10 protein-coding genes are annotated in these 14,178 nt (G+C 37.3%); 9 read left to right on the forward strand and 1 reads right to left on the reverse strand.

Annotated features, from left to right (window positions below; all coding sequences use genetic code 11):
- The first annotated feature begins 1 nt into the window (after window position 1).
- The 9 genes from RDN22_RS01830 to RDN22_RS01870 all read left to right on the forward strand — a co-directional run bounded on the left by RDN22_RS01830 (window position 2) and on the right by RDN22_RS01870 (window position 14,056).
- Window positions 2–988, forward strand: a complete 987-nt coding sequence (locus tag RDN22_RS01830; RefSeq protein WP_308555330.1) for an ATP-binding cassette domain-containing protein — start codon at window positions 2–4, stop codon at window positions 986–988.
- A gap of 2 nt (window positions 989–990) precedes the next feature.
- Complete coding sequence (gene opp4B, locus RDN22_RS01835; protein WP_308555332.1) at window positions 991–1,950, forward strand: oligopeptide ABC transporter permease; 960 nt, start codon at window positions 991–993, stop codon at window positions 1,948–1,950.
- Between the two features lie 14 nt (window positions 1,951–1,964).
- The gene (locus tag RDN22_RS01840) at window positions 1,965–2,897 is read left to right on the forward strand and encodes an ABC transporter permease (protein ID WP_308555335.1); all 933 of its coding nucleotides are present in this window, start codon (window positions 1,965–1,967) and stop codon (window positions 2,895–2,897) included.
- A gap of 248 nt (window positions 2,898–3,145) precedes the next feature.
- Entirely contained in the window at window positions 3,146–4,915 is a 1,770-nt protein-coding gene (locus RDN22_RS01845; protein WP_308555336.1) for an oligopeptide ABC transporter substrate-binding protein, read from the forward strand.
- 213 nt (window positions 4,916–5,128) lie between these two features.
- On the forward strand, window positions 5,129–6,901 hold the full coding sequence (locus RDN22_RS01850; RefSeq protein WP_308555338.1) for an oligopeptide ABC transporter substrate-binding protein: 1,773 nt from the start codon (window positions 5,129–5,131) through the stop codon (window positions 6,899–6,901).
- 115 nt (window positions 6,902–7,016) lie between these two features.
- Window positions 7,017–7,703 carry a ribonuclease III gene (rnc, locus tag RDN22_RS01855; protein ID WP_308555340.1) on the forward strand — a complete coding sequence of 229 codons (687 nt, stop codon included), beginning with the start codon at window positions 7,017–7,019 and terminating at the stop codon, window positions 7,701–7,703.
- A gap of 11 nt (window positions 7,704–7,714) precedes the next feature.
- Window positions 7,715–11,284 carry a chromosome segregation protein SMC gene (smc, locus tag RDN22_RS01860; RefSeq protein WP_308555342.1) on the forward strand — a complete coding sequence of 1,190 codons (3,570 nt, stop codon included), beginning with the start codon at window positions 7,715–7,717 and terminating at the stop codon, window positions 11,282–11,284.
- On the forward strand, window positions 11,285–12,619 hold the full coding sequence (gene ftsY, locus RDN22_RS01865; protein ID WP_308555344.1) for a signal recognition particle-docking protein FtsY: 1,335 nt from the start codon (window positions 11,285–11,287) through the stop codon (window positions 12,617–12,619).
- Between the two features lie 45 nt (window positions 12,620–12,664).
- A complete protein-coding gene (locus tag RDN22_RS01870; RefSeq protein WP_308555346.1) occupies window positions 12,665–14,056 on the forward strand; it encodes a C69 family dipeptidase in 1,392 nt (463 codons plus the stop codon).
- Between the two features lie 5 nt (window positions 14,057–14,061).
- Here the strand turns inward: RDN22_RS01870 and RDN22_RS01875 are convergent.
- On the reverse strand, window positions 14,062–14,178 hold a 117-nt coding region (locus RDN22_RS01875), incomplete at its 5' end, for an IS3 family transposase (RefSeq protein ID WP_308554877.1).

The following is a 14,178-nucleotide window of genomic DNA, read 5'->3' on the forward strand; positions in this document are numbered from 1 at the left end:
TATGGCGAAAGAAATAATTCAAATCAAAGATTTAAAAGTATATTACCCAATTCGTTCTGGCTTTTGGAACAGAATTACAGATTATGTTCGTGCCGTTGATGGTGTTAACTTTTCAATTGGCGAAGGAGAAACTTACGGCTTAATCGGTGAATCTGGTTCTGGTAAGTCAACGACTGGTAAAGCAATTGTTGGTGTTGAAAAAGTTACAAGCGGCCAAATCATGTACAAAGGTTTGGATGTAACTAAGGCAAGCAACCGTAAAAAGCTTGACTACAACAAAGATGTTCAAATGATTTTCCAGGATTCAATGTCAAGTTTGAACCCAAGAAAGAGAATTGAAGACATCATTGCTGAACCTATTAGAAACTTCGAGAATTTGACTACTGATCAAGAAAGAGATCGAGTACAGGAATTACTTGATATTGTAGGGATGCCAAGTGACGCTATTTATAAGTATCCACACGAATTCTCTGGTGGTCAGCGTCAAAGAATTGGTGTTGCACGTGCCGTTGCTACTAATCCAAAATTGATTGTTGCCGATGAACCTACTAGTGCTTTGGACTTGTCAGTTCAAGCACAGGTTTTGAACTTCATGAAGCACATTCAACAACAATATAACATTGCATACTTATTCATTTCTCACGACTTAGGTGTTGTTAAGCACATGTCAGAAAACTTAGCAATTATGCACCGTGGTCGTTTAGTAGAATTAGGTAGTCGTGACGAAATTTACAAGCACCCAATTCATATTTATACTAAGCGTCTTCTTTCTGCAATTCCTAAAGTAGATGTAGAACACCGTGAAGAACACAAGAAGCACCGTGAACAAGTTGAAAAGGAATTCGAAGAAAACCAAAGCAAATGGTATGACAAGGATGGTCGTGTATATCCACTTCAAAAAGTAGCTCCTAACCACTGGGTAGCTTTACCAAAAGACATGGCACAAGAAGCTAAGCTTGAAGAACGAGAAGAAAAGGAGAGTGATTAAGCATGTGGAAAACAATCTTACGTCGTTTGTTAATCATGATCCCTCAATTGATCATCTTGAGTTTGCTTGTCTTTCTTTTAGCTAAGATGATGCCTGGTGACCCATTTAGCGGATCAATTAACCCTAACACTGACCCAAAGCAAATTGAAGCTTTAAGAAGAGCTGCAGGTCTTTATGATCCATGGTATGTACAATACTTTAGATGGGTGGGTAACTTGTTCCATGGTGACCTTGGTACAAGTTACATCCAACACGTTCCAGTAGTTTCATTGATTGCCGACCGTGCAAGCAACACCTTCTGGTTATCACTTTTAACTACTATCTTGACTTATAGTATTGCGATTCCTTTGGGTATTACTGCTGGTCGTCACCAAGATGAATGGCAAGATACTAGTGTCCAAATCTTTAACTACATTACTTTGGCAACACCAGGATTCGTATTCTATATCTTAGGATTATGGCTCTTTGGTTTTACTTTAGGCTGGTTCCCAATTTCAGGATCAGTTTCAGCTAACGCTTCAGGATTCTGGGGCGTACTTGGCAGTCGTCTTTACCACATGATTTTGCCAGCAATCTTGTATGCTTTGATTACTACTACTGGTACTGTACAGTACTTGAGAACAGGAATTGTTGATAACAAGGTTGAAGACTACGTTAGAACTGCCCGCAGTAAGGGTGTTCCTGAAAACGTTGTTTTCCATAAGCACATTTTGAGAAACTCATTATTGCCAATTGCTGCCTTCCTTGGTAACACTATTACTGGTTTACTTAGTGGTTCAATGATTATTGAAAGTGTCTTCAGTTATCCTGGTATGGGTAAGTTATTCCTTGACTCAATCAGTCAACGTGACTACACCACTTTAACTGCTTTGATTCTTATCTTTGGTATTTTGACTTTAATTGGTAACTTATTGTCAGATATCATTATGAGTATCATTGACCCACGTATTAGAATTCAATAGGGAGGAGAGAAGAAATGGCTGATAAGAAGAAAAATACTGCTACAAAGAAAGCAAGTAAAAAAGATGCTACACAAAAGGCTACTCTCCCACCTTCTGGATTTAAGGTGGCTATACGTGAAATTTTACGTTCTAAGTCTGCATGTATAGCTTTGATTATCATTATTTTAATTTTGTTATTCACTTTCGGTGGTTCATTGTTCTTGAACAGAGCACAAATTACTGAAATGAACATTGTGGATGCCTACTATGGTTGGGGCCAAGGCGGACACCTTCTCGGTACTGATGATGGTGGTCGTGACATTTTGAAGTTGCTCATCATGGGTGGACGTAACTCAATCATGATTGGTATCTCAGTAACTGTAATTACTGAAATCGTTGGTTTGGTAGTCGGATTAGTTTCTGGTTACTACGGTGGTGCAGTTGATGTTGTTATCATGAGAATAGTTGACTTCATTCAGATTTTGCCACAAATGCCAATTATCATTGTTTTGACTACAGTTATTCCTAACTACAACGCTGTAACTTTGGTATTGTTAATTGCGATGTTTGGATGGACAACGACGGCACGTTACTACCGTTCATTCATCTTGTCGCAACGTGATCGTGATTACGTTTTGGCATCAAAGACTTCAGGTTCTTCTAACTTACAAATTATGTTCCGTGAAGTTTTGCCTAACATCACTTCAATGATTATCATCGACGTTGTTTTAACTATTGCTGGTAACATTGGTATTGAAACTAGTTTGTCCTTCTTGGGTTATGGTTTGCCAACCACTACGCCATCACTTGGTACTTTGATTGGATTTGCCGATGACCCAGTTAACGTTATTAACCGTCCATGGTTATGGCTTCCAGCTACAATCTTACTTTTGGTAATTTCCTTAAGTATTAACTACGTTGGTCGTGCTCTTCAACGTGCTGGTGACGCAAGACAACGTGAAAATTAATAGTTTAATAAAAAACATTAAAACAGCTCCATCACTTGATAGAGCTGTTTTTTTAGTTCCATAATAATAAAATTATGTTGGTTATAATAATAAACCTATGCTAATTAAATAAAATAAAAATTAAATTTATTTTCATAAAACTATTGAAAAATTAATCTATCGTGGTATTATTTAATCATCAACTTGATTCAAAGATTTTTAATAAAAAATTCTTAAAAGATATCCTAGATGGATGGAGGAAATGTTATATGAAATTAACAAAAGTATTAGGTTCTGTAGGAGTAATTTCTGCAGCCGCGGTAGCATTAGCTGCTTGTGGTCAAAGTGGTAACAACAATAATCAAGGAGCAAAGGACGCTAAGAAGTTCCCAGAATCAACTCCTAAGAAAGCCACTAAGCAAGGTGGTACTGTTTCTGTAGCTTTGAAAACAGATACTCCATTTACTGGAATCTTTTCTGATGAATTATCAACTTCAACTATTGACTCAAATGTAGCTGCACCTGGTGAAGAATCTTTATTTGATACTGATGATCATTACAGAATCAATGATAAGGGTGCTGCTACTCTTAAGATTGACCGTAAGGCTAAGACAGTAACTATTACTGTTAAGAAAGGCGTTAAGTGGTCAGATGGTAAGCAAGTAAACGCTAAGGACCTTGAATATCCATACGAAATCTTGGCAAACAAGAAGACTCAAGCTCAACGTTATGACTCAACTCTTGAATTTATCAAGGGTATGAAGGAATACCACGAAGGCAAGGCTAAGACTATTTCAGGTATTGAAATGCCAGATGGTGAAAATGGTCGTACAATTGTAATTCACTACACTCAATTGAAGCCAGGTATGTACTTCTCAGGTAACGGTTACTTCTGGGAATCAGCTGCACCATACCACTACTTAAAGAATGTTCCATTTAACAAGCTTCAATCATCTGACCAAATCAGAAAGAAGCCATTGTACTTTGGTCCATTTAAGCTTGATAAGCTTGTTCGTGGTCAATCAGTAACTTGGGTTCCAAACAAGTACTACTGGAGAGGTAAACCAAAGTTGAATAAGGTTGTAATCCAAGTAGTTAACCCTAACTCAGCTTCTCAAGCTATCAAGAGTCACAAGTTCGACATTACTGGTGTAATTAACTCACAATGGGATCAAGTTAAGAACACTAAGGGTGTTAACTGGGTTGCTTCAGTTCCATTGGCATACAGCTACGTCGGCTTTAAGATGGGTAAATGGGACGCTAAGACTGGCAAGAACGTAATGGACAAGAACTCCAAGGTTGCTAACAAGTCATTGCGTCAAGCTATCGGTTATGCAATGAACATTGATGCTGTTAACAAGCGTTACACTCAAGGTTTGAGCTTCAGAGTTAACACTTTGATTCCTTCAGGCTTTGGTGCTTACCACGATAGTAGCATTAAAGGTTACAACTACAACTTGAAGAAGGCTAACCAATTATTGGACAAGGCTGGATACAAGAAGAAGGGTAAGTGGCGTGTACAACCTAACGGTAAGCCATTAGTACTTCACTTCGCTACTATGTCAGGCTCACCAAACGCAGAAGCTATTGCACAAAACTACTTGCAACAATGGCACAAGATCGGTTTGAACGTTAAGCTTACAGGCGGTCGTTTGATGGAATTCAACTCATTCTACGACAAGGTTCAAAACGATTCTAAGGATATCGACTTCTTCCAAGCAGGTTGGTCATTAGCATCTGAACCATCACAAGCAAGTATGTACGGCGAAACTTCACCAATGAACTACGAACGTTTCGTAACTCCAGAAAACAACAAGTTGCTTGCTGACATGGACTCACAAAAGGCCTTTGATACTAAGTACCGTGTAAAGGTCTTCCACCAATGGCAAAAGTACATGTACGATGAAGCCTTTGTAATCCCAACAAGTAACTCATACAGCATCAGCGCTGTAAACAACAAACTTACTGGCTACTCAACTAAGCCATCACAAAACAACAACGGTCACCAATTATGGTACCAAGTAGGTTACGCTAAGTAATTTAAACAAGCAAACACATTAGTAAAAATCTCTAAAATTCTAAACAATAAATAATCCTTTACATAAACTTTCATATTAAAATCTAATAACTAACATAAAAAACGACAGATATCTTAAAAAAGATACCTGTCGTTTTCATGCTGTTGTAACTTTTTTGTAATAGTGCTATTATGAACTAGTCAACTTGTTCCAAGTTATGGAGGATTTTTACTAATGAAAAAGGCAAAATTATTTGCTGGCGTTACACTGTTATCTGGTGTTGCCCTTACATTAGCAGCTTGTGGTAAGCCATCTAATTCAAATGCTAACGAAGCTTCAACTGCTGCTAAATTTAGTTCAGCTGTTCCAACTAAGGCTACTAAAAATGGTGGTACTGTAAAGGTTGCTGTTGAAACTGATACCCCATTCACAGGTATTTTTAATGATGAACTTTCAACTTCAGCAACTGATACTGAAGTTATGCAATATGGTGCTGAATCACTTTTTGCTACTGATGATCATTATGTCTTCACTGACAAGGGTGCAGCTACTATTAAGATTGACCAAAAGGCCAAGACTGCAACTATCAATATTAAGAAGAACGTTAAGTGGTCAGATGGTAAGCCTGTAACTGCTAAGGACTACGAATACGCTTATGAAATTATTGCTAACAAGGACACCAAGTCACAACGTTACACTGCAAGTTTAGCTGACTTGGAAGGTTTGCAAGAATATCATGATGGTAAGTCAAACAGCATTTCAGGTATTGAAATGCCAGATGGTGAAAACGGACGTAAAGTTGTTCTTCACTTCAAGACTATGAAGCCTGGTATGAACACTAGTGGTAATGGTTATATCTGGGAAACTGCTGCACCATACCACTACTTAAAGGATGTTAAGTTCAAGGACTTGATGTCAAGTGATAAGATTCGTAAGAAGCCTTTGTTCTTTGGTCCATACAAGCTTCAAAAACTTGTTCGTGGTCAATCAACTACTTGGGTTCCAAACAAGTACTACTACAAGGGCAAGCCAAAGCTTAGCAAGATTACCGCTTCTGTAATCAACCCTAACTCAGTTGCTCAAAGTATTAAGTCAAACAAGTTTGATGTTATTCAAGTTATTAACTCACAATGGCCAAACGTTAAGAACACTAAGGGTGTAAACTTCATCGCTACTGTTCCACTTTCATACTCATACCTTGGCTTCAAGGTTGGTAAGTGGGATGCCAAGAAGGGCGAAAACGTAATGAACCCTAAATCAAAGATGAACAACAAGGCTTTGCGTCAAGCTATCGGTTACGGTATGAACGTTAACCAAGTTGCTAAGCGTTACTCATACGGCTTGAGCTTCAGAATTCCTACTTTGATTCCTAAGCAATTCGGCGACTACTTCGACAAGGATGTTAAGGGTTACTCATACAACATTAAGAAGGGTAACGAAATTTTGGACAAGGCTGGATTCAAGAAGAAGGGTACTTACCGTGTACAACCTAACGGCAAGCCTTTAACTATCCGTCTTGCAGCTATGAGTGGTAATGCTAACCAAGAACCAATCATCCAAAACTACATCCAACAATGGAAGAAGGAAGGCTTAAACGTTAAGCTTACTGGTGGTCGTTTGATCGAATTTAACTCATTCTACGACAAGGTTCAAAACGATGATCCATCAGTTGATATGTTCATGGGTGCATGGTCACTTTCAAGTGAACCATTACCAAACGACCTTTACGGTGAAAGAGCTCCAATGAACTACTCACGTTTCGTAACTAAGAAGAACATTCAACTTCTTGACGAAATGGACTCACAAAAGGCCTTCAACCATTCATACAGAATTGATAAATTCCACGAATGGCAAAAGTACATGGATGACGAAGCTTACGTTCTCCCTGTATCAAACAGCTACACAATTACTGCAGTTAATAAGAAACTTACTGGCTACTCACTTAAGCCATCAGCTTCAATGGGTAACGGATTCCCTAACTGGTACAACGTAGCTTACACTAAGTAATAAAAATTAATAAGTGTTAAAAGGACTACTTCATTTTTTTGAAGTAGTCCTTTTTGACATTCAAATTTTAGTAATAAAACTGGTATAATTTATTAAGTATAAAAGGGGCAATTATATGGTAAGTACAAAATTTTTAAAGAAATTAAAAGACGAATATAATATCGAATTTAATAATGAAAAATTACTAGAAGAAGCATTTACGCATTCTTCATATTCTAATGAACACCCTGATGATGGGATTCGTGATTATGAAAAACTAGAATTCTTGGGCGATGCAGTTCTTGAATTAGCCGTATCTAATTATCTATATCGTCACTACCCTAAGTTAAATGAAGGCGAGTTAACTAGATTAAGATCTAATATTGTTAGAACTGAAGGATTTTCTGAATTTGCCATTGAATGTGGTTTTCAAAAGGAAATTCACTTGGGTAATGGTGAAGAAAAAGCTGGTGCTAGAAGCCGTAAAACTTTACTAGAAGATGTTTTTGAAGCCTTTAATGGCGCCTTGTATCTTGATCAGGGGATGCCAGCAGTTGAACATTTCTTACACTTAACCGTTTATCCTTTGATTGATAAAGGTGAGTTTGACGATTCACGAGACTACAAGACAGATTTGCAAGAATTGTTACAACAAAATGGTCCCGTTAATATTGAATATTCAGTAATTAGTGAATCACAATTGCCATCGCATTTTGTAGTTGAATTAAAGATCAATGATCAAGCTAAGACTCGCGGTGAGGGCCATAACAAGAAGGCTGCTGAACAACAAGCTGCCAAGGCTGCATTACAAGAATTAGAGTAAGGGGACAAAAAGTGCCATTAACAGAATTAGTGCTCGATGGTTTTAAATCATTTGCAGAAAAGACAACTATTCATTTTAATGACGGAATAACTGGCATCGTTGGACCTAACGGTAGTGGTAAGAGTAACATTACAGAAGCTATTCGTTGGGTAATGGGTGAATCAAGTGCCAAATCTCTTCGTGGTACTAACATGAAGGACGTTATTTTTGCTGGTAGTCAATATAGAAAGCCACTGAATAAGGCAGAAGTTACTTTAGTATTTGACAATAAAGATCGTGAATTAGCTTTTGATGCTGATCAAGTCTCAATTACTAGAAGAATTTTGCGTTCAGGTGATAGTGAATTTCTCATTAATAACCAGCAAGTTCGAATGCGTGATGTTCGTGCGCTTTTCCTTGATTCAGGAATTTCACCAAACAGTTTGGCAATTATTTCCCAGGGACGCGTTGACCAAATACTGAATTCTCGTCCAGACCAGAGAAGAATTATTTTTGAAGAAGCTGCTGGCGTGCTCCATTTTAAACAACAAAAAGAAGAAGCACAGACTCAGCTTAAGAAGACTCAAGATAACTTAATTAGAATTAATGACTTAGTTAAAGAACTTGAGGGTCGTCTTGAACCGCTTCATGAACAAAGCTCACTTGCTAAAGAATATCAATTCCAAAAAGAAGGCTTAGATAAGAAGCTAAAGAGCTTATTGGCCTTTGAAATAGAAGATATTAATCATCAAAAAGAAGATGTACAAAAGTCTGCAGAAAAAAGTAAGCATCTTTTAGCTAAATTAGATAATGAAGTTAAGGATTCACAAGATGCTGTCTCTGAAAAAAGGGATGAATACAAAAAGCTGCAAAATAAGCGTGACGATACGCAAAAGCAATTGCTTGAACTCAGCAAACAATTATCTGATTTAGATGCAAGTTTGCAAATGGCAGAACAATCACGCAAATTTGATGATGCCACTAAGATTGAATATCAAAATCAAGTTAAGAATTTAAAAAATGGTCTTGTTAAGTTAAATGATGACTTAGCTAGTTTGCAAAAGACAGCTGCTGAATTAAAAGATAAGCAGGCAGCTTTGCAAAAACAGCGTGATGGGTTAACTGCAGAATTAAAAGAAGATCCAGCTGAGTTAAATAAGAAGCTGGAAAATTGTAGAAATGATTATATTCAACTTTTGCAAGATCAAGCAACGACTAATAACCAGATTGTTAACTTGAACACGGAATTAAAGCGTAGTAAGGCTGATACTAGCTATCAAAATAGTGATGTTTCAAAACAACTTAGTGAAGCAAAAGCTGATCTTGAAAAATCACGTGCTGAAGGTAAGAAGCTAACTGAAAAACGTAAACAAGAAAAGATTCAATTAGCTGAAATTAATGATCAAAATAGTGATTTAACAGAAAAGATTGATCATTTACGTCAAACTGTTGCCGATGAACGAGGTAAGTTAGAAAAGATTGAAGCTCGTCATGAAGCATTAGTTAATATCCAAAAAAGACATGAAGGCTACTACTACGGTGTTCGTAATGTCTTGAATCACTTGAATGCTTTCCCTGGTGTAATTGGTGCAGTAGGTGAATTGATTTCATTCCCAGTTGAACTTGAAGCAGCAATGACTACTGCTCTTGGTGGCGGCGTTCAAGATTTGGTTACTGATAGCAGAATCAGTGCTAGAAATGCGATTAATCAATTAAAACGCAGTCGCGGCGGTCGAGCTACTTTCTTACCATTAGATGGATTGCGTCAATATGGCATCCCTCAATCAACAGTAACCACTCTAAAGTCATATGAAGGCTTTAGAGGAATAGCCAGTGATCTGGTTGAAAGTAAAACTGATCATGATATTAACGCTGCGATTAACTATTTATTAGGTAGTGTCATTATCGTTGATACTATTGATACTGCGTTATCTGTTTCTAAGCGAATTAATCGCTACAGAATTGTTACTTTGGATGGGGATGTAATTTCACCAGGTGGTTCTATGACTGGTGGGCAAAGAAACCAGCGTAGTAATTCTCCATTGCAAACTGCAACTGAAATCAATCAATTAGAATCACAAATTAAGACTTTAACTAAGACGTTAAAGGAAGACCAAACTCAGCTTGAAGCTTTAGTTGAACAAGGTCAAAAAGTAAGTGCTGAATTACAAAAGATTCAAAGCGCTTTGCAAGAAACAAATCAAGCAATTAATGAAGCTGCAATTTCCTTCCAGAGCCAAGAAAAGGAAGTTAAGCGTTTAGTTGATGCTAATACTTTATATGAATCCAGAGTTAAAGAACGCGATTCACGAATTAAAGATTTAAAGAAGCAAATTGACCAAGCTCAAACTAAACAAAAGCAATTGACTAAGCAAGGCGAAGAACAAAGAGCTGCAATGAATCAGTTGCAAGAAAGAATTAGCAACTTTAATAGCTTGAGTCAAAAGGTACAAGATAAGTTATCTAAGTTAGATCCAGATATTGCGGTTTATACCAATAAATTAGAAAACTTGCTCAGTCAAGAAAATGAGAAAAAGATGCAGATTGAAAATAATCAAAAGCAAACTGCTGATTTAACTCAAAAATTGCAAGACTTAATGCAAAATAATGAGCTTTCAACTAAGAAGAGTACAGATTTAAACAAGCAAAAGAAGGATCTGGCACGTCAAACTGAAAGTTTGCAAACCAAATTGAATGACCTTAGTTCGCAATTAGGTCAATTTGATGCGCAAATTAATCAATTGGATCAAGTAGCTAGTCGAAACTATGAATTGCGCAAGGATGCTGCACTTGAGCAAGAAGATTATTCAGTGCAACTTGCTAAATTTAATAGTGCAATTAATCAGCGACTTGAAACTTTACGTGATGATTATTCATTAACTTACGAAGCTGCTCTTGCCCAAGCTGACGGCGAAAATAATGAAGATACCAGAAATGAATTAGCTAAAAGCGTTAAATTGCATCGCATGTCAATTGAAGATATTGGCCCTGTTAACCTTGATTCAATTCAAGAATATGAAGATGTTAAAAAGCGTTATGACTTCTTGAGCGGACAACAAGATGACTTGCTTAAAGCTCGTGATAATCTTGAAAAATCAATGAATGAGCTTGATGAAGAAGTTAAGACTCGTTTCAAGAATACGTTTAATACTGTCGCAGATAGTTTTAAGCAAATCTTCCCAGTTGTCTTTGGTGGCGGAAAGGCTAAGCTTGAATTGACCGAGCCAAACAACTTGCTTGAAACAGGAATTGAAATTATCGCTCAACCACCTGGCAAGAAATTACAACGCTTGAGTTTGCTTTCTGGTGGTGAAAGAGCCTTAACTGCCATTACTTTGTTATTTGCAATGCTCCAAGTAAATCCAGTGCCATTCTGTGTACTAGATGAAGTGGAAGCCGCTCTTGATGATGCAAACGTAGCTCGATTTGCTCAATTTTTGCTTAAATATGATATGAAGACGCAATTTATCGTAATTACGCATAGACGAGGAACTATGAGACAAGCCGATCAATTGTATGGCGTAGTAATGCAAGAATCTGGTGTTTCTCAAGTGTTATCTGTATCATTAAAAGAATTGAAAGACAAACATGAGGTGAGATAATTGGGATTATTTGATCGAATTAAAAAGTCTCTCTTCGGTAAAAAGGATGACGAAGAAGAGAAAAAAGAAGAACAGCCAAAGCAAGAAGAAAAACAAGAATCAGAGGAAGAAAATTCTGAGTCTGAAGTAGAATCAACTGAGCAAGAAGAAGCTGCATCAGACGAATCTACATCAAATGATGAAGAAAATGCTTCTGAATCTGAGACTGAACCAGTTGAAGAAAATGAAAAATCAAATTCAGAAGGTGCAGAAGAAGACGCTGAAAAGCCAGAAGAATCAGATAAAACAACAGAAGAACCATCTGAAGAGCAAGAATCAGTAAGTGAAGAAACCAATACTGAAGAATCTAAACCTGAAGAACCAGAGCAAGAGGAATCTGAAGAAACTTCATCAGAAGAAGATTCTCAAGAAAAGCTTTATGAAAAGGGACTTGAGAAGACCAATAAAGGTTTCGGCGCACGTTTAAATGCTTTCTTTGCTAAATTCAGAACAGTAGATGAAGACTTCTTTGATGATCTTGAAGACTTGCTTATTGAATCTGATGTTGGCTATGAAACAGCAGAGCAATTAACTGATGAATTACGTGAAGAAGCTAAATTGCAAAATGCTAAATCACGTGATGACTTGAAACAAGTAATTGTTGAAAAATTAGTTGATCTTTACGATCAAGGTGGCCAAGGCAAGGATGAAAAATTAGCTTATAATCCAGATGCTAAGCCTAACGTTTACCTTTTTGTAGGTGTTAACGGTGCCGGTAAGACTACTACTATTGGTAAATTAGCTAAACGCTTCAAGGATGAAGGTAAATCAGTAATTTTAGCTGCAGCTGATACCTTTAGAGCTGGTGCGGTTGAACAATTAGTTGAATGGGGCAAACGTGTTGATGTCCCAGTAGTAACTGGTAAGGAAAAGGCTGATCCAGCATCAGTTGTCTACGATGCGACTGAACGTGCCATTAAAGAGCAAGCTGATTATCTTTTAGTAGATACAGCAGGTCGTTTGCAAAACAAGAAGAATTTAATGGCCGAACTTGAAAAGATTCAAAGAACAATTAAGAAATTGTTGCCAGATCAACCAACTGAAACTTTATTGGTATTAGATGGTTCTACTGGACAAAATGCTCTATTGCAAGCTAAAGACTTTGATAAGACTACTAAATTAACTGGCTTAGTTTTAACCAAACTTGATGGTTCTTCAAAGGGTGGGGTTGTCTTAGCAATCCGCAATGAAATGAACTTACCAGTTAAGTTAGTTGGATTAGGTGAAAAAGCAGAAGACTTGGCAGATTTTAATGCCGCAAATTATGCTATTGGTCTTTTCCATGGCTTGGTCTAGTGATAAAGTTAAGATATATAATTTATTAATTATAAGGAGATTTTTATGAAAGAATATAGCGCTTGTACTACTATCTTAGTAGGTAAAAAAGCATCAATCGATGGCACTACTATGATTGCTCGTAACGATGATACTTTCCGTCCTATTACCCCACAAAAATTTATTATTGAACCAGCACGTCATGGTGAAAAGAAGCACATTAAGTCATGGCTTAACAAGTTTGAAATGGATCTTCCAGAAGATGCACAACGTGTTCCAGCTGTACCTAATGTTGATTACAAGCACCGTGGTTACTACGATGAAAGTGGTATTAACCAAGAAAACGTTGCAATGTCATGTACTGAATCAACTTACGGTAACGAAAGAACTTTAGCATTCGATCCACTTGTTAAAGATGGATTAGATGAAGACTGTATGCAAACTTCAGTATTGCCATACATTCACTCAGCTCGTGATGGTGTTAAGTACTTAGGTAAGTTAATTGCTAAGTATGGTTCACCTGCTGGTAACTCAGTTTTGTTCAGCGACAAGGATGAAATCTGGTACATGGAAATCGTTACTGGTCACCACTGGGTAGCAGAACGTATTCCAGATGATTGCTATGCTGCAACTGGTAACCGTGTAGCTATTGAACAAGTTGACTTTGACAATCCTGATTACTTCATGTGGAGTGAAGGCATTCAAGAATTTGTTGAAGAACACCACTTGAATCCAGATCATGAAGGTTGGAACTTCCGTCACATTTTTGGTACATACACTGAACAAGATCGTCACTACAACACTAACCGTCAATGGTACATCCAAAAGTTGTTCAACCCAGAAATTGAACAAGACCCACAAGATGGTGATATTCCATTCATCCGTAAGGCTGCTAAGAAGATCACTAAGGAAGACATTCAATTTGCTTTAGGTTCACACTACCAAGACACTCCATATGATCCATTTGGCAAGGGTACTGAAGAAGAAAAGCACCGCTACCGTCCAATTGGTTTGAACCGTACTCAAAATGCTCACATTTTGCAAATTAGAAGCGACGTTCCAGCAGACCGTGCAGCTATTATGTGGTTATGTATTGGTGGTCCTACATTTACACCATTTATTCCATTCTTTGCTAACATGAATGATACTGATCCTTCATTTAACAATACTTCAATGGACTACAACATGAATGATGCATGGTGGTACTACAAGTCATTTGCAGCAATCGTGGAAAGTCACTACCCACAATTTGTACAACTTGACACTACTTACCTTACTGAGCTTAACCGTTACTTCAGAGGTCGTGTTGAAGAAATTATTAAGGACTCAGAAGGCAAATCAGGCGACGAATTAACTGAATTCTTAACTAAGGAAAATCAAAAGACTGTTGCTCATACTCGTAAGGAAACTGAAAAGTTATGGGGTCAAATGATGATTGAAGTGGGACCTAAAAAGTAGACATTTTAAAACATAGGATTAATAGAGGCTTGATTCCGATATTCTTTCGGAGTTAAGCCTTTTAATCTGCTCTTTATCCTTTCTTCGTTATAGTATTTGATATATTCCTCTATAGCTTGAGC

It is taken from the genome of uncultured Lactobacillus sp., from assembly GCF_902491705.1.
In the GTDB taxonomy this organism is placed as follows: Bacteria; Bacillota; Bacilli; order Lactobacillales; family Lactobacillaceae; genus Lactobacillus.

Excerpts from the sequence above, each read along its gene's own strand:
- RDN22_RS01840 (WP_308555335.1), top strand. The coding sequence starts at position 1,965 with ATGGCTGATAAGAAGAAAAATACTGCTACAAAGAAAGCAAGTAAAAAA.
- RDN22_RS01830 (WP_308555330.1), top strand. The coding sequence starts at position 2 with ATGGCGAAAGAAATAATTCAAATCAAAGATTTAAAAGTATATTACCCA.
- RDN22_RS01870 (WP_308555346.1), top strand. The coding sequence starts at position 12,665 with ATGAAAGAATATAGCGCTTGTACTACTATCTTAGTAGGTAAAAAAGCA.
- rnc (WP_308555340.1), top strand. The coding sequence starts at position 7,017 with ATGGTAAGTACAAAATTTTTAAAGAAATTAAAAGACGAATATAATATC.
- RDN22_RS01845 (WP_308555336.1), top strand. The coding sequence starts at position 3,146 with ATGAAATTAACAAAAGTATTAGGTTCTGTAGGAGTAATTTCTGCAGCC.
- opp4B (WP_308555332.1), top strand. The coding sequence starts at position 991 with ATGTGGAAAACAATCTTACGTCGTTTGTTAATCATGATCCCTCAATTG.
- RDN22_RS01850 (WP_308555338.1), top strand. The coding sequence starts at position 5,129 with ATGAAAAAGGCAAAATTATTTGCTGGCGTTACACTGTTATCTGGTGTT.